The organism is Cellulomonas sp. 73-92, from assembly GCF_001898175.1.
Classification (GTDB): Bacteria; Actinomycetota; Actinomycetes; order Actinomycetales; family Cellulomonadaceae; genus Cellulomonas.
In genome coordinates this window covers 128,630-144,096 of the sequence record NZ_MKTH01000002.1, presented here as the reverse complement: position 1 = coordinate 144,096, position 15,467 = coordinate 128,630, and the positions used below count along the sequence as shown (strand labels likewise).

At 69.6% G+C, this 15,467-nt stretch carries 18 protein-coding genes; 4 read left to right on the top strand and 14 right to left on the bottom strand.

The genetic code is table 11. The features are described from left to right. Both BGO37_RS00975 and BGO37_RS00970 read right to left on the bottom strand, forming a co-directional pair. Positions 1–696: restriction endonuclease subunit S (locus tag BGO37_RS00975; RefSeq protein ID WP_291751245.1), on the bottom strand; the 696-nt coding region annotated here is incomplete at its 3' end. Beyond that, positions 693–3,026 carry a DEAD/DEAH box helicase family protein gene (locus BGO37_RS00970; RefSeq protein ID WP_291751243.1) on the bottom strand — a complete coding sequence of 778 codons (2,334 nt, stop codon included), beginning with the start codon at positions 3,024–3,026 and terminating at the stop codon, positions 693–695. The genes BGO37_RS00975 and BGO37_RS00970, both read right to left, overlap by 4 nt. Positions 3,027–3,572: 546 nt before the next feature. On the opposite strand from BGO37_RS00970, the gene BGO37_RS00965 reads away from it, so the two are divergent. Next, positions 3,573–3,812 carry a hypothetical protein gene (locus BGO37_RS00965; RefSeq protein ID WP_291751241.1) on the top strand — a complete coding sequence of 80 codons (240 nt, stop codon included), beginning with the start codon at positions 3,573–3,575 and terminating at the stop codon, positions 3,810–3,812. An 11-nt stretch (positions 3,813–3,823) separates the two neighbouring features. Here the strand turns inward: BGO37_RS00965 and BGO37_RS00960 are convergent, their stop codons facing one another. Beyond that, on the bottom strand, positions 3,824–4,243 hold the full coding sequence (locus tag BGO37_RS00960; RefSeq protein ID WP_291751238.1) for a type II toxin-antitoxin system VapC family toxin: 420 nt from the start codon (positions 4,241–4,243) through the stop codon (positions 3,824–3,826). After that, the gene (locus BGO37_RS00955) at positions 4,240–4,491 is read right to left on the bottom strand and encodes a hypothetical protein (protein WP_291751235.1); all 252 of its coding nucleotides are present in this window, start codon (positions 4,489–4,491) and stop codon (positions 4,240–4,242) included. The genes BGO37_RS00960 and BGO37_RS00955 overlap by 4 nt, the downstream gene beginning before the upstream one ends. 336 nt (positions 4,492–4,827) lie before the next feature. Here BGO37_RS00955 and BGO37_RS00950 point away from each other — a divergent pair, with 336 nt between their 5' ends. After that, positions 4,828–5,157 carry a hypothetical protein gene (locus tag BGO37_RS00950; RefSeq protein WP_291751232.1) on the top strand — a complete coding sequence of 110 codons (330 nt, stop codon included), beginning with the start codon at positions 4,828–4,830 and terminating at the stop codon, positions 5,155–5,157. Positions 5,158–5,191: 34 nt separating this feature from the next. Here the strand turns inward: BGO37_RS00950 and BGO37_RS00945 are convergent, their stop codons facing one another. The 8 genes from BGO37_RS00945 to BGO37_RS00910 form a co-directional block, all read right to left on the bottom strand. After that, entirely contained in the window at positions 5,192–5,431 is a 240-nt protein-coding gene (locus tag BGO37_RS00945; protein ID WP_291751230.1) for a hypothetical protein, read from the bottom strand. 2 nt (positions 5,432–5,433) lie between these two features. Next, on the bottom strand, positions 5,434–7,026 hold the full coding sequence (locus BGO37_RS00940) for a hypothetical protein (RefSeq protein ID WP_291751229.1): 1,593 nt from the start codon (positions 7,024–7,026) through the stop codon (positions 5,434–5,436). A 189-nt stretch (positions 7,027–7,215) separates the two neighbouring features. Then, a complete protein-coding gene (locus tag BGO37_RS00935) occupies positions 7,216–8,631 on the bottom strand; it encodes a phage major capsid protein (RefSeq protein WP_291751226.1) in 1,416 nt (471 codons plus the stop codon). Between the two features lie 472 nt (positions 8,632–9,103). After that, positions 9,104–9,334: a hypothetical protein gene (locus tag BGO37_RS00930; RefSeq protein WP_291751224.1), complete on the bottom strand. Its 231-nt coding sequence runs from the start codon at positions 9,332–9,334 to the stop codon at positions 9,104–9,106. Then, a complete protein-coding gene (locus BGO37_RS00925; protein ID WP_291751221.1) occupies positions 9,331–9,729 on the bottom strand; it encodes a WhiB family transcriptional regulator in 399 nt (132 codons plus the stop codon). The genes BGO37_RS00930 and BGO37_RS00925 overlap by 4 nt, the downstream gene beginning before the upstream one ends. Next, positions 9,726–10,310 (bottom strand): hypothetical protein, encoded by a 585-nt coding sequence (locus tag BGO37_RS00920; protein ID WP_291751220.1) that lies wholly within the window; start codon positions 10,308–10,310, stop codon positions 9,726–9,728. The genes BGO37_RS00925 and BGO37_RS00920 overlap by 4 nt, the downstream gene beginning before the upstream one ends. Positions 10,311–10,390: 80 nt before the next feature. Next, positions 10,391–10,690, bottom strand: a complete 300-nt coding sequence (locus BGO37_RS00915; RefSeq protein ID WP_291751218.1) for a hypothetical protein — start codon at positions 10,688–10,690, stop codon at positions 10,391–10,393. Between the two features lie 223 nt (positions 10,691–10,913). After that, positions 10,914–11,105 carry a helix-turn-helix domain-containing protein gene (locus BGO37_RS00910; RefSeq protein ID WP_291751217.1) on the bottom strand — a complete coding sequence of 64 codons (192 nt, stop codon included), beginning with the start codon at positions 11,103–11,105 and terminating at the stop codon, positions 10,914–10,916. 354 nt (positions 11,106–11,459) lie between these two features. Here BGO37_RS00910 and BGO37_RS00905 point away from each other — a divergent pair, with 354 nt between their 5' ends. Then, positions 11,460–12,662, top strand: coding sequence for a site-specific integrase (locus BGO37_RS00905; RefSeq protein ID WP_291751215.1), 1,203 nt, complete (start codon positions 11,460–11,462; stop codon positions 12,660–12,662). Positions 12,663–12,695: 33 nt separating this feature from the next. Here the strand turns inward: BGO37_RS00905 and glnA are convergent, their stop codons facing one another. Further along, complete coding sequence (gene glnA, locus BGO37_RS00900; protein ID WP_291751213.1) at positions 12,696–14,120, bottom strand: type I glutamate--ammonia ligase; 1,425 nt, start codon at positions 14,118–14,120, stop codon at positions 12,696–12,698. A gap of 166 nt (positions 14,121–14,286) precedes the next feature. Here glnA and BGO37_RS00895 point away from each other — a divergent pair, with 166 nt between their 5' ends. Next, positions 14,287–14,772, top strand: coding sequence for an RDD family protein (locus BGO37_RS00895; protein WP_291751211.1), 486 nt, complete (start codon positions 14,287–14,289; stop codon positions 14,770–14,772). A gap of 12 nt (positions 14,773–14,784) precedes the next feature. Here BGO37_RS00895 and BGO37_RS00890 read toward each other — a convergent pair whose 3' ends face one another. After that, on the bottom strand, positions 14,785–15,465 hold the full coding sequence (locus tag BGO37_RS00890; protein ID WP_291751208.1) for a GNAT family protein: 681 nt from the start codon (positions 15,463–15,465) through the stop codon (positions 14,785–14,787). Positions 15,466–15,467: the final 2 nt, after the last annotated feature.

Below are 15,467 nucleotides of genomic sequence, written 5' to 3'. Positions count from 1 at the left end.
CCCCACACCCAAACCGGCACGAAAGCCGGACCCCGACCCCTCACGAAAGCACCCCGGCGGATCCGGGCTGAGGCGACGAGATGGGGCGCTCGCTGCTGACCTCGTCCACAACTCATCCGCCGCCGCTTGAGCGAGACGATCCCTTCGCAGGCGAACGGCTGCGAGGTCGGTTGCTGCGGCGTCGAGGCGGGAGAGGTGGTCTTCGAGGGTGTCGACGATCTGCCGCTGCTTGTCAAGGTCGGGGAACCTTAGGACGGTCCGGCCGAACTCCTTGCCGGAAATCTCCTTGAAGGTTGTTCCGCTTGCCCGTGCTTCGAGGTCTGGCTTGGAGTGCACGAGGTACCAGTACAAGTATTTGGAGTCGAGGTACCCGGGTGGTGCCGCGGTCTTGCACCCTTGGTTCGTCGCGAGTTCCGCACCAGCGATCGCCACATAGCCGATTGGCGCCCGAGAACTAACCACAACGGAGCCGCGCGGCACCAGTTGCGCGGCACAAGAGCGGTAACCACTCCAACTGAGACCCCGTGCGCCGTGTGAAAGAGCCTGCGAACGGTCACGCGCCAAGTCTGCCGGCGTTACCCAAGGGACATCGTTACCCCAGTACTCAGCGACCGACGTCTTTGGAGTTGCGCCAGAGTAGACCCGACAAATCGATCCCAGTTCTTCGGCGCGCCAACCGTCGGGAAGTGTCGTCATGCGGTGAGTTCCTGGTTGAGCTGGGTGATGAGGGTTTCGGTCTTGGGTCCGAGGTCGCGCAGGGCGCCGTCGATGCCGCCCTTCTCGGTGAAGGGGGCGGAGTCGAGGTCGTCGTCGGTCAGGGTGGCGGAGGAGGCGATGACTTCGGCCATGCGGTCGAGCCACCAGCGTTCGACGGGGGAGTACGCGACGCCGGCCTGTTGCTGCTGGGCGAGCCAGCCGGTGTAGCGCCGGTGGACCTTGTCGGCGTAGGGGATGAGCTCGTCGTCGGCGCCGAAGGTGTAGCGCAGCAGGGAGACGAGGTCGGTGAGGCGGGCCTTGTCGTTGTGGCGCACGGTGCCGGCCTCGACGGCTTCGTAGGCGTGCCAGACGGTGTCGACGGTCCAGTTGTGGGGCGGGCGGGCGATGCGGTCGGCGAGCTCCTTGATCGCGCCGAACGGGATGGCGCGGGTCTTGGCCTCGCCGGCGATCTGGATGGCGGTGATCTCGTCGCGGTGCTCGTCGAGGTAGGCACGCCAGGACTCGACGATGGACTTGGCGCGGGTGGGGTCGACGACGCCGTGGGCGTCCAGCAGGACGTCGGCGGTGACCTGGTCGATGACGCGGTCGTGGGTCTGGCGCAGCTCGAGGATGCGGGCGCGCAGCTCCGGGTTGGCGGCCAGCGGCGTGATCGCCTCCTCGAGCAGCCCTGCCAGGACCGTCTCACTCGGAAGGAGAGGGTTGTCGGCGAGGGCGGCGGCCTGCCGGTCGGGGTCGACGGCGTCGACCAGGCCACGGATAACGTCGCGCAGTGGGGTGCCTGCGACGTGGTCGAGTTCGGTGCGTTCGTCGGGCGTCAGCTGCAGCTCCAGTGCGGACAACCGGGAGGCGAGCGTCGCCGTCTCGGCCTCGGTCAGCGTCAGCGTGGCGGCCTTGTCGAGGAGCTGCTTGAGCGAGATGGACTTGATCCGGTCCAGGGGCGGGTCGACGAAGGAGTGCTCGGTCACCCCGACGGCGTCGACGATGACGAACCGGGTCTTCTCGGTGGCGTCGGGGGTGACGGCCTGGAAGTCGGCCGGCGTGATGGTGCGCACGCCGCGTCCGCGCATCTGCTCGAAGTAGCGGGCCGACTGCACGTCGCGCAGGAAGAACACGCATTCCAGGGGTTTGACGTCGGTGCCGGTGGCGATCATGTCGACTGTCACGGCCACGCGCAGGGCGGGGGAGGTGCGCAGCGCCTGCAGCTCGCCCTTGGCGTCGGTAGCGGTGTAGGTGATCTTGGCGGCGAAGTCGTTGCCCTTGCCGAACACCTCGCGCACCAGGGTGACGACCTCCTCGGCGTGAGCGTCGTCCTTGGCGAAGATCAGCGTCTTGGGCACCACGGACCGGCCGGGGAAGATCTCGGTGAACAGCCGGTCGCGAAAGGTCTCGAGCACCAGGCGGATCTGACCCCGTGCGGTCACGGCGCGGTCCAGCTGGGGTGCGGTGTAGTCGAGGTCCTCGTCGAGCGTTTCGTAGCGCTGGCGGCGGGTGCGCCGGTCGACGACCGGGACGGTGGTGCCGGCCTCGATGCTGGCGCCCTGCTCGGTGACCTGGGTGCGGATACGGTAGACGTCGAAGTCGACGTTGACCCCGTCGGCCACCGACCGCGGGTAGGTGTACTCGGCGACGAGGTTCTGCTCGAAGAAGCCGAGCGTCTGCTTGCCCGGCGTCGCGGTCAGGCCGACGACGTGCGCGTCGAAATACTCCAGCACCGCGCGCCACGACCCGTAGATGGAGCGGTGCGCCTCGTCGACGACGATCAGGTCGAACGCCTCCGGCGGCAGCGCCTGGCTGTAGCCGACCGTGACCGGGGTGTCCGGGGTCCAGCCGTCCAGCGCGGGATCGTCGTAGTCGGGTGCCTCGCCGCCGGCCAGCACCTTGTAGACCCGCTGGATCGTGGAGATCGCCACCGAGGTCGAGGCCAGCATCCCGGCTGAGGTGAGCATGTCGACCGGGTAGATCTCGGTGAACCGGCGACCGTCGTCGGGCGTGCGGTAGTTCATGAACTCGCTCTTGGCCTGCTCGCCGAGCGTCCGACGATCCACCAGGAACAGCACCCGGTTGAAGCCGCCGAACTTCAGCAGCCGGTAGGCCAGGGTGACCGCGGTGTACGTCTTGCCGGCGCCGGTGGCCATCTGCACCAGCGAGCGCGAGTGCTGCTGGGCGGCCAGCGACCGTTCGACACCGCGGATGGCGTCGACCTGCGCGTCGCGCAACCCGGCGACGTCGAGGGGCGGCAGGTGGCGGACCTTGGCCCGCCAAGTGGGGTTGTCGGGGTCGTCGTGCGCGGCCCGGACGATGCGCGCCAAGGTGGCCGGCTGCGGGAAGCCGCCGCGCAGCAGACGTGCCCGCGGCTCGGGGTCGAAGCCGTTGGTGAAGTGCGTCTCGCTGCCCGACGCCCTCGAAGACGAACGGCAGGCGGCCGCCGACCTCGACCGCGCGGGAGCGGTGAAACTCCGGCAGACCGGTGGCGTACATCGCCGACTGCCATTCCACCCCTGACAGCGGCGTGCCCTCGGGCTTGGCCTCGATCGCGCCGACGACCTTCTTGTCCACGTACAGCAGGTAGTCCGCCCGGCCGTGGCCCGGCGCCATCACCGCCTCACGGACGGCCTGCCCCTCGCCGGTGAACAGGTTGAGGTCCTTGCGGTCCTGCACCACCCAGCCGGCGGCTGTCAGCTGCTGGTCGATGAGCGCCCGGGCGCGCGCCTCGGCAGGCAGGCGCAACGCGTCGGCGGGCATGGGCCTCAGCGTAGGACGGCGGGTGGTTCCCAACGGTCGGCCCTGCGCCGGATGTCGCCCGGAAGGCCGAATCTCACCTGCTCGTCGTCGGAGGCCGGTGCCAGGATCGCGATGTGAAGCTCGTCCGGTATCGCAAGCCGTCGCTGGCCACGTTGCTCGGAGTGACAGCGGCGAAGCGCCGGGTCAAGCGCCAGGCGGGGATCAGCCAGGTGCAGGCGTGGATCAAACCCAGCCGCGTCAAGCAGCGGGCCAAGTATCGGTTGGGGTTGTACTCGCCGGCGGTGCGCGCGGTGCGGCAGACGTCGAAGGGCAAGGTCCCGGGTTCGCTCGGCTTCTTCACGAAATTGAAGTAGTCGATCGGTGGTCAGGCCTCGGTCGGCGCCGCCACGAGCGAGACGCTGCATCGCGCGTGGCGCGCGCAGGCGTGGGCCAACCGCGCATCCGCGGTGAGCAGCGTCGCGTCGAGGGACTCCGCGAGGGCGACGTACGTCGCGTCGTAGGCGCTGAGGTTGTCCCGGAGCTCCCAGATCCGGGGCAGCAGCGCATCGGCAGGCCAGCGCGTGAACGGTGCGTCAACCAGGTCCGTGAGCGCCAGCCGTGCGCGTGCGACCGTGAGCAGCCCCTGGTGCGTCAGCCGACGCAGGACCGAGAGGGTCTCGACGATCGCGATGTGAGGGATGTTCACGTCACCGTCGTGCGCGCGGACGGCCGAGGCGACGAGCGGCGCTCGTCGGCCTCCGAGCAGGTGGTCGTGGAGCACGGACGCGTCCAGCACCAGGGTCACAGCAACCCCAGCCCGCGCTGACGCTCCTCACGCGCCGTTCGCAGGGCGTCGGCCCCGGCATCCGGGGGCAGGTCGACCGGCTCCCGCGATGCGACGCGGTCGAGCCACTGCTCCACCGTGGGCCGCCGCGCCTGCGTTCGCAGCAGCGCGAGCACGTACTCGGACAGGCTCTGACCAGCTTCCGCGGCGCGTTCCTTGAGCACCCGGCTCACGTCGTCGGGCACGTCGCGCACCTGGAGTGTCCCCATGAGATCGACCATACGGACATGCATAGTGCATGGCAACGGCTGCCCGTCGTTCGTCGTCCACAGACGACGAAGCCCCGGCCCGCCCGAAGGCGAACCGGGGCCGCGAGTCAGGGACCCGTGGGAGCAGCCACGGGCCCCTGACACCTAGAGGCGGTCAGCAGTCGTAGTACAGCTCGAACTACCCCCGTGGTGGTGACTGTCTGCGGCAGTTGTTTACAAGTGGCTCCGACGTGCGCAAATACCCTCACGGGATGACGGTCGCCAACGGTCGTTGTTGGACATGTTGCGTACTCTCTGCGGACTCTGAGGAGCCTTGACACCGGAAGGAACACGACCATGAGCACGACGACGACAGTGACGTTCGACGAGGCGACGCGTGAGTCGCTCGCAGCGGCGGTAGAGCTCTGCAGCCGGGCGAAGGCTGCAGAGGACGAGGCGTGGCGGCTGCGTCGGGAGGCCGCAAGGCTCACGGCGGCGCTGGGCTGCCCGGGCGGCGTCGACTGGTGCACCGAGCACACGTGGACCGCGTACGACGGCGCCCGCCCGGCGGTTGCGGTCAGCGTCCACCGTGGCGTCACGACGACCGGTCACCACCTGTCGCAGTCGCTCGCCATCTACGGGGACGGGCACGTCGAGTCGTTGTCGAGGCTGCGCGAGAGGGTCTGAGCGCGCACACTGAGAGGCCCCCTGGGGGGCCTTCTTACGTCGCGCGGTCCAGACCGCGGCCCGCCTCGAGCGCGGCGATGCGTTCCTCGAGCTTTCGGATCGCTACCCCGGTGGCCGTGGCCGCGGCGGTCTGCAAGCCGATGATGACCTCGGCGACCCGAAGCGGGTCCTCGTCCGCGGAGGCCGCCATTCGCTGCAGCTGGTCGGCTGCGTCGAAGCCGCCCAACGTGAAGGCGTCGGCCCACGCCTGGGTCACCGGCAGGTCGTCGCTCACGTTCACCACACCCGTCCGCGAGTCTGGCTCGTGTTCGCCGCTGATCGCTGCGCACCGGCGATCACCGCACCCGCGCCGGCGTAGACCGCGTCGGCGGATTCCTGGCCGATGAGGCGTGCGATCGTGCGCATGTCGTCGGGGTGCAGCCGGATGGTGCCGCCGACCGAGGCCGTCTGGCGCGCCGTCAGCACCTGCTCTCCGCCACGCATCCGTACGAGCTCGGGCCCGTTCTCGCCGACCATCGCCCACCCGGCCGCCGCGCTCGGCGTGCCCGTCGCGTAGCCTGGGATCGTCGGGACCGAGAAGTCAAGGTGCAGTGCCGGGATGTGCACGGACAGTCGGCCCACGGTGCTGTTCCACAGGTGCGCGATCGCGCCGAACCCGGACCGGAACGGCGCGGTGATCGCGTCACCGACCGTCGCCAACCCGGCCCGCACCCGATCGGGGATCGACTCGAAGAACGCGATCACGGCCCCGAAGTGCTCGACGACGAACCCCAGCGGCGTCCACCCGAAGACCGTCTTCAGGACACCCCACACCGCGGACGCGCCCGACTTCAGCCGCTCCCACACCCCGCCGAACCAGTCGGCCACCACAGCCCACGCGTTCTTCAGCCACGCGGAGATGGCGCCCCAATTCTTCACGACGAGGATGAGGCCCACGATCGCCGCGGCGGCGGCCGCCGCGATCCACACGATCGGGTTCGCGAACAACGACGCCGACCACTCGATCGTCGCCAGCTTCGCCGCCGTCAGCCCGAGCGTGATCGCCGCCAACCCGATCCCGACCGCCGGCATCGCGCCGGGCGTGTCCATCAGCCACGTCGTGACCTTGTTGCCCGCGTTCGCGAGCCCGTTCAACGCGGGCAACAGGCCAGCGCCGATCTTCTCCTGCAGCTGCCCCCACGCCTCATGCATCTTCGACGACGCCGTCGCCGTCGCCTCCGCGGTGCCACCGACCTGCGTCTCGATCGCCTTCAGCAGCAGGTTCTGCGCACCGGCCGCGTCGCCGGCCTCGTACATCGCCTTGATCTGCGCCCGCTCCTGATCGGTGAACGTGACACCGACACGACGCAGCGCCGTCAAGCCGTTGACCGGGTCCTGCAACGCCTTGCCCAGCTGGGCGGCGTTGTCCGTGGCCGACCCGAACCCAGCCGCCGCCAGGTCGACAGCTGCCTTCGTCGCACGGTCGAAGTTCCCGCCGACCTCGTCCGCCGACGACGCCAGATCCTTGAACGTCAGCAGCTTCGCCTGCGTCGCCTTGATCTGCCCGTTGTCGACGCCGGTCGCCCGCGCGACCTTCTCGGCGTAGCTCTCGATCCGCCTCGAAACCTCGTCGGTGCTGCTGCCGAACAGGCCCATCGACGTGTTGATCTGCTCGATCCGCTTGTTCGCGACCTCGTCGGCCTCCGCAGCCTCCGCAGAGTGCTTCGCCAGATCGAGGACCGCGAGCCCAGCGCCCGCAAGCGCCACCTTCGCGCCGGCGCCGAGCTTCGACCACGTGCTCGTCTGCTTCTCCGCAGCCGCCGCCACATGCTCGAACGTCTTCGACGCATCGTCCTTCGCCGAGATGATGTACTCAAGGATCGACGGCACGTCGAACCCCCTTCCACGAGCAAGGAAGTGGACGGGCGGTACTCCGGCCCGGGCCGCGCCTGGACAGTTGTTGCCCGGGCCGGAGTACCGCCTTGCTGCGAGGGGTCCCAGGGGCCCGAATCCCCGAAGACCGCGCCTCGCACCCATTCCCGGCCGGACCCCGAACAGTCCGACCGGGAACGACTCACGTCAGCCGAGCGTGACCTTCGCCAGGCCCGTACCCGTCATCGCCTGCACCCCAGCGGGGTAACGCGTGATGAGCGACGAGTACGCGTGAACCCGGAACAGGACACCCATCGAGTCGCTGTACGGGGCATCGAAGGACCGGGCGTAGAGCTCCGACTCCCACAGCCACGCGTCGTCCGCGCGCATCACGAGGACGTACTCGTTGCCCGACGCCACCGTGAGCGCCGGATCCGTGAAGACCGGCAGGCCAGCGAAGTACCCCGCCGGACCCTGCGCAGTCGGAAGCTCTGCCGACCCGAACGAGTTCAGGGTCGAGCCGCCGCCGGCCGGAGGAACCAGCGGCCGGCCCTGCGAGTCGACCGCCTCCGTGATCCACCCCCACCGCTCGGGCGACATCACGAGATGCGTGGCCGGCGCGAACCGGGTGTTCGCCACGGCGACCGCGATCTTCGTCACCTGAGCCTGGAACGACGCCGCCGGCGTCGTGCCCGCCACCACAGGGGACGCCTGCGTCCACGTCACCGGCGTACCCCACGCGATGAGGCCCTTCAACTGGCCGGACAAGCCGGAACCGTTGATGACCTGCGTGTCCAGCTGCTTCGTGTAGTCCGCCGCCAGGTCGCCCAGGATCACCTGGTCGAACGGGATGCCCGACTGGTCCAGCAGCTGCTGCGCCACGATCTGCTTGCCCGCGATCGACGTGATGCCGGACGTCACGGTCGACGTCGTCAGGTCCGTCTGCGACACCGCGGTGTTCTGCGTCGTCTGCACCGCCGTCGTCGCACCCGACGCCACCGACGGCAGGTTGATCGACGACACCCCGTACGGAATCGCCTCCTTGTGCAGGAGGTCCGCCGTCACGCGACCAGGACGCGCCAGCGCGATCCAGTCCTCGATGAGCCACGCCGGGGGAGCGAAGTTCCCACCCGCACCGGCCGACGTCGACAGCGCACGAGCCTCCGCACGCTCCTCGAGGCCCATGGCCTCGTTGTTGCGGTGCAGGCGCTCCGCGGCCGCCCAATCGCCCTTCGTCGCGTTGTAGGTGTCGCGGAAGAACGACGACAGACCTCGCAGGGCGTCATCCCGGCGGTACACCGGCTCCTCACGCGTGACGTACGCCGGCGCGACCAGCACGCCGCCCGCAGACCGCCGCTCGTTGCCCTCAACGACACCGTTGACCGCCGCGATGTAGCCACTACCCAGCGCCGCCCGCGAAGCCGCGAGGACGTCCTCACGTGCCTCCTGCGCCTCGACCTCGGCGATACGGTCACGCAGACCGTCGATGTTGTAGGTCAGATCGCGCGTGCGCTTCTCCGCGGCCTGGTCGAACTTCTCCGCCGGACCGTTCAGCAGCCCTTCACGCTCCTGAACCAGCGCGTTCAACGACGCCCGCAGATCGTCCGAAAGCTTCCTAGCCATGTGATTCACCACCGTCTCCCGCGTGAATGCGGGGCCGAAAGGACATGGCTCACGCAAGGCGGGTGGTGTTCAGGGAAGGTGGTGGCGCCTCAACAACGGAGGGCTCCGGCGTTCACGATGGAAACACGCAACCGGCGCGAACCAGGGACTTCCGCGATCGCGGCAGGTGGTTCCCAAGGTGGTGGCCCAAGATCAGGGCTCCGGCGTCGGGCTCCGGCGTGCGACAGGCATCACGGGCGCATCCGGCGAAGGTGGTGGCAGCGGCACTCGAGGCGCGGACAACAACCCGCGCGGGCCGGCTCCGGCGTTCAGCCAGGCGATGCATGCGCCCTACGAACTTCAGGCGCACCGCGATGCTAACATCCGCCGCCCACGCTGCCTACTAGGGCGCTGACCTGCGGTTTCGCTACCGGAGAGAGAGATTTTCGTGGCGACTGTGCGGTCATCTGCCGTCGCACTCTAAAAACCCGGCTCAGGTTTCGGCGCGTGGTGGTGTCTCGGCGTCGAGCGCGGCGAGCAGGCGGACGGCGTCGGGCCGGGCGGTGATCGAGTTGATGTGGACTCGGACGGTGACGGCGGCGGCGATGACGAGGCGTCGTAGTTCGTCGCGGGTCATGCCCGTGAAGGCGAGCCACTCGGGTGTGTCGGGTTCGAGGTTGAGCAGCAGGGCGAGTGTTCCGGTGAGGTCGTAGCGGTCGCTCACTGGTGGTCCTTTCGGTCGCGTCGTCGTTCGTGTTCGGTGGTGGCGCCCCACACGCCGGCGGGTTCGTGCACGCGTCCGTAGCGCCCGCACTCGTGCACGGCGCGGCAGGGGACGCAGAGGATGGCGGCGCGGTGCTGGTCGGTCTCGTTCTCGGATGTCCAGAGCGCGCGGCGTTCGTTCGATCCGACGAGGCACGGGATGAGCAGCCCGTTGCGCCGCAGGGCGAAGAGGTAGTCGGTGAGCTCGGTGTGGGCGGTTCGTCGTTCGGCTTCGCGGGCGTCGTCGTACCTGGGGCAGTCGCAGCGGGTGGCGCGGCATTCGGGGCCGGCGTCGTCGAGGCCGGGGCGTGGTCCGTGGATCCGCTGGGTGTGGCCGCAGACACAGGTGGCGGTCATTGGTTCGCCGCCCGAGCGGCTGCGATGACGACGTCGCGTTCGAGCGCGGCCCGGCCGAGCGTGCTGCGTGCTTGGCGCTTGAGCGCCAAGTACCGGGCGGTCGGGAGTGGCGCGAGCGTGCTGAGGGCGGCGGCGAGCTCGGCGTCATCATCGCTTTCGGCCGGCCCCTGGTGAGATTCGGACCGGGGCGATGATGAAGGTGGCTCCTGGTCGTTCTCCTTCGTGGTTCCTACTTCTCCTAGGGACCACTGTGGCGGTGGTGAACTAACCACCGTGGCGGTGGTGCTGTCGCCACCGTGGCGGTGGTCCTTTTGCACCACCGTGGCGGTGGTGCTGGGGATTGCGTCGACACGTAGGCGGTACACGGCGCGGTGTCCTGAGCGGCCCCGCTCGATGCGTTCGATCGCGCCCACCTTCACGAGGAGGGCGATGTCCTCGGCAACCTTGTTGAGGCCGGCGTGGCGACTCTCGGCGGTGGCCATGTCGTAGCCGATCGCGGTGGCGAGCTCGTCGGGGCCGGCGAAGTAGAGCCGTGCGGGTTGGCCCTTGTCGCCGTCGTGGTCGAGCGATCGCAGCGCCATCCACACGAGTACGTGGCGGGCTCGGTGGGGTAGCTGGTCCGCCCAACGTGCGTAGGCGGCGAGCGCGTTGGTGGATCCCATCAGACGACCGCGTCGAGCAGCACGGAGTAGGTCGCCCGTCCCTGGGGGTCGATCGCGACCTCGAGCATGGCGGGGTGACGCGAGCCCTCGGGCGGCGAGATTAGCGCGGCGACCGCCCGGTCAATCTCGTCGCGCGTCAGGTTGTTGACCTCGGCGACGGTGTCGAGCGGGATGTGCGGGTCGACGACAAGCGAGACGATGACGGCCCACTCGGCGTAGTCGAATCGACCGTCGTCACGTAGCGACACGGCGCGGCCGATCCACGCCATTTCGGCTTCGTACTGTGCGTTCGTCTTCATCGCCGTCCTCGTTCCCGGTCGACGTGGCGGGCCGCGGTTTCGCCGGTCGGGTCGAGATAGGCGATGACGCGGGCCAGGTCCAGCGGCGTGCCGGCGCGCTGGTGGTGCGCGACGAGTCGCCGGACGCGGGACGGTGACGCGGCGATCCCGGCAGCGTCGAGCAGTTGGTGTGCCGCCGCGGTGAGCCTGTCCCGCTCCTGGCCGGGGAGACGACTGCGCCGGGTCATCGGTTGTCGGGGACGCCGTTGCGGCCGGCCTCGATGAAGGCTTCGACGTCGGCGCGGGCGTAGACGACGTGACGGGCGCCGGGCAGCTTGAAGGACTTGGGGCCGCGGCCGGCGGCACGCCACGAACGCACGGTCGCGACGGGCACACGCAGCTCGGCCGCTACCTCGGTGATGGTGAGCAACTCCATGTTGGCCTCTCCTGGGCATAGAAAAGCCCGGGAGCGGCGTCGCGCTCTCGGGCTGCTTGGGTGGGTGGTGATATGCGAAGAGCCCTGGCCGGATGGCTCAGGGCTCTTTGGATGCGTGCCGGATGCTTCCGGGCACGACGAACTTGCGGAGAGTGTTGCACTCGGCTCCGACGTTGTCTACTACCACCCGCTCTTGGGCGCACGGCATCGCCAGTGGGCGTGGAAGGACCGGATGGCTTGGTGGTTGTCAACAGCGGCGCGGCCGTTTGGGGCTTGTCGTAGTTGAGGCGCATCCTCAGGTGTTCGGAACTGAACACCGAGGGGATGGGTCACGTGTCGACGGTCCGGAAGTACGTGCGGCGCCGCTACCTCACCGACGCGGATGGGGCGCCGGTCCTTGACCCGGAGACGGGTAAGCGGGCGTGGGAGCCGGCTGGCGAGGTCTGGCGCGCCTGGTACCGAGACCCCGATGGCATCGAGCACACGCGCCACTTCGACCGGAAGAAGGACGGTGACGACTGGCTCAGAGGGGTCACGTCGTCGATCGTGACGGGCACGCACGTCGACCCGAAGGCCGCGAAGCTGACCGTGAACGCGTGGCTCGACACGTGGCTCGAGGGCTACGCGTCGCGCGCGCCGGCGACGCTTCGGCAGGCCCGTGTGCACGCGAACCACATCCGCAAGGCCTTCGGGTCGAGGCGGCTGGCCGACGTGCGGCCGTCGGACGTGAAGGCGTGGACCGCGCACATGAAGGCGCAGGGGTTGGCGGACTCGACGGTGTACGCCGTCCACTCGAGGCTGGCGCAGGTGTACCGGGATGCCATCCACGATGGCCTGGTGCCCCGCTCGCCGTGCTCGAGGCGCACGTCCCCGCCGATGGGCCGGCAACGGCCCTACGTGGCGTCCACAGCCCAGGTGTGGGCGCTGCACGACGCCATGCCGGAGCATCTGCGCCCGGCGATCCTCCTGGGCGCGTTCGCCGGATTGCGGATCGCGGAAGCGTGCGGGCTGCGGTCCTCTGACGTCGACTTCGTCGCGGGCATCATCACGCCGGCGGTTCAGTACCCCGCCAAGGCGCTGAAGACGGCGACGAGCTCGACCGCGGTGCCGATCCCAGCTGCGCTCGCAGCGATGCTCGCCACGAACGTGCCTGACGGCACGGCGTGGGTGCTGCACGATGGGCTAGGCCGGCAGGTCGGTCCGTGGGCGGTTGAGCGTGCGATGGTGGCGGCCCGGGCGGCGCTCGTGAAGGCCGCGGCTGAGGCGCCGCCGGACGAGGCGGCCGCGGCTCGCGCGCGGGTGCTTCCCGATGGCTTCCGGCACCACGATCTTCGGCACTACTACGCGTCGGTCCTCATTGCCGCGGGCGCCGACGTCAAGGTGGTGCAGGCGCGGCTGCGGCACGCGAGCGCGAAGACGACGCTCGACACGTACGCGCATCTGTGGCCGGAGACGGAAGAGGCCACCCGCGCGGCGATCGGAGCAGCGATCACAGCGCGGGTGGCCTCGGTTCCGGCTAGTCTTGCGGACTCTCTGCGGACTTTCGATGTCCGCTAGGGGTTAACAACGAGGTCAACCCGGCCTAGAGTGTCAGCAGTCGTAGTACAGCTCGAACTCGTACGGGTGCGGCCGCAGGCGCAGCGCGTCGACCTCGGCGGAGCGCTTGTAGTCGATCCACGTCTCGATGAGGTCGGGCGTGAACACGTTGCCAGCGGTCAGCCAGTCGTGGTCGGCCTCGAGGTTGTCGAGCACCTCGTTGAGGGAGCCCGGCACCTGCTTGACCAGGGCGTGCTCCTCCGGCGGCAGCTCGTAGAGGTCCTTGTCGATCGGCTCCGGCGGCTCGATCCGGTTCTGGATGCCGTCGAGGCCGGCCATGAGCATCGCCGAGAACGCGAGGTACGGGTTCGACGAGGGGTCCGGGACGCGGAACTCGAGGCGCTTGGCCTTGGGGTTGGTGCCGGTGACCGGGATGCGGATGCAGGCGGAGCGGTTGCGGGCCGAGTAGACGAGGTTCACGGGAGCCTCGAAGCCCGGCACCAGGCGGTGGTAGCTGTTGACCGTCGGGTTGGTGAACGCCAGCAGCGAGGGCGCGTGCTTGAGCAGGCCGCCGATGTACCAGCGCGCCAGGTCGGACAGGCCGCCGTAGCCCTTCTCGTCGTAGAAGAGCGGCGCGCCGTCCTTCCACAGGGACTGGTGGCAGTGCATGCCCGAACCGTTGTCGCCGAAGAGCGGCTTCGGCATGAACGTGGCGGTGCGCCCGTTCTCGTGCGCGACGCCCTTGATGACGTACTTGAACAGCTGCAGCTTGTCGCCGGCGCGGAGCAGCGTGTCGAACTTGTAGTTGATCTCGGCCTGGCCGGCGGTGCCCACCTCGTGGTGCGCGCGCTCGATGCCGAAGTCCAGCTTCTCCAGCTCGACGACCATCTCGTCGCGCAGGTCGGCGAACTGGTCCACCGGCGGGACGGGGAAGTAGCCGCCCTTGTAGCCGATCTTGTGGCCGAGGTTGCCCCCCTCCTCCTCGCGCCCGGAGTTCCACGCCGCCTCGACGGAGTCGATGTAGTGGAAGGCCGAGCCGGCGCTCGTCGCGTACCGGATCGAGTCGAAGATGTAGAACTCGGCCTCCGGGCCGAAGTACGCCGTGTCGGCGATGCCGGTGGAGCGCAGGTACGCCTCGGCCTTCGCGGCCACCTGGCGTGGGTCACGGCTGTACGGCTCCGCCGTGTAGGGGTCGACGATGCCGAAGTTGAGGTTCAGCGTCTTCTCGACGCGGAACGGGTCGACGTACGCGCTCGTCACGTCCGGGATCAGGCCCATGTCGGACTCGTGGATCGCCTGGAAGCCGCGGATCGACGAGCCGTCGAAGGCGACACCCTTGGCGAAGAAGTCGGCGTCGACCGCCGCGGCGGGGACGGTGAAGTGCTGCATCACGCCGGGCAGGTCACAGAACCGGACGTCGACGAACTTGACGTCCTCACTCTTGATGAACGCCAGGACTTCCTCTGGCTTCGTGAACATCCGCTGCTCCTCGGTTGGTTGAGCCCGCGACCGGGCAAGCCAGAGGCTAGGGGGGCGGGATGTCGTCCCGGTGCCGCCGTCGTTTCGCGGGTGTTACGCAGTGTGCCCGGGGGTAACACTTTCGCGCACGACGAAGCAGCGCCAGCCCCTGCCTAGGCTGGTCCCCGTGGTGGAGCGCAAGGACATCGGGTCGTGGCTCGAGGGCACGTCGCCCCAGCCGTCGGCCGGCTCCGGCCTGCCGGCCGAGGGTGCGGGCTCGCCGGCGCGCTTCGGCCGCCGGCTCGCCGCGCTGGTTGTCGACTGGGTGGCCTGCCTGCTCATCTCGTCGATCTTCTTCCGCGACCCGCACGCGGTGCTGCCGGTGGTCTCCGGCGACTCGACGGCCACGCTCGCCATCTTCGCCGTGGAGAACGTGCTGCTCGTCGGCCTGCTGGGCCACACGCTCGGCCACCGGCTGCTCGGCCTGCGGGTGCGCCGCTTCGTTGTCCACGCGGACGGCACGGCGCTGCCCGACGACGGACGCGCACCCGGCCTGGGCCGCGCGGCCGTGCGCACGCTGCTGCTGTGCCTCGTCGTGCCCCCGGCCATCCAGGACGACGAAGGCCGCGGCCTGCACGACCGCTCCGCCGGGACGGCGGTCGTCCGGCGGTAGCCGGCCGGGGACCTACCGGTCGATCCCGAGGAGCCGGCGCAGGGGCTCGGCGCCCTCGACCGAGACCTGACCCTCCGGGCGGACGAAGGTGGCAGGCGTCACGACCACGCGCTGCTCGTCCACCCCGACGGTGCCCTGCCGCGTGTGCTGCGCGATGCGGCGGCGGCCGTTGTCGACGTACCCGACCTTGCGACTGACGGCCGCCGACGCGTGGTTGCCCACGACGTAGCCGGACTCGCACTGCTCGGCGTCGAGCTCGTCGAACGCGAAGCCGACGACCAGCTGTCGCATCAGCGTGCCGGTCCCCACCCCCTGGTGCGCCCTCCCCAGCCAGGAGCCGGTCAGGACGCGGCGCGTGTGGACGAAGTCCTTCGCCTGCACGTCCTGCACACCGACGAGCACACCCTCGCGACGCACGACGAGGGCCAGGCTCCACTCGGCGGGCGCGAAGGTCGCCCGCTGCGTCCACCACCACCGCAGCGAGGCGGTCGGGAAGCCGTCGGGAGCGCCGGGCGCGAAGGGCTCCTCGTGCCAGGCCGTGAGGAAGGGCATGGGCAGGCCCGGGGCCTGGATCCCCGAGCGGACGAGCTCGACGAGCTCGGGGAGGTCGTCGTCACGCAGCACCCGCAGCTCCACCGGGCCGCTGGAGATCCGCAGCGCGAACGGCGGGAACACGTCCTCCAGGGTCAGCATGC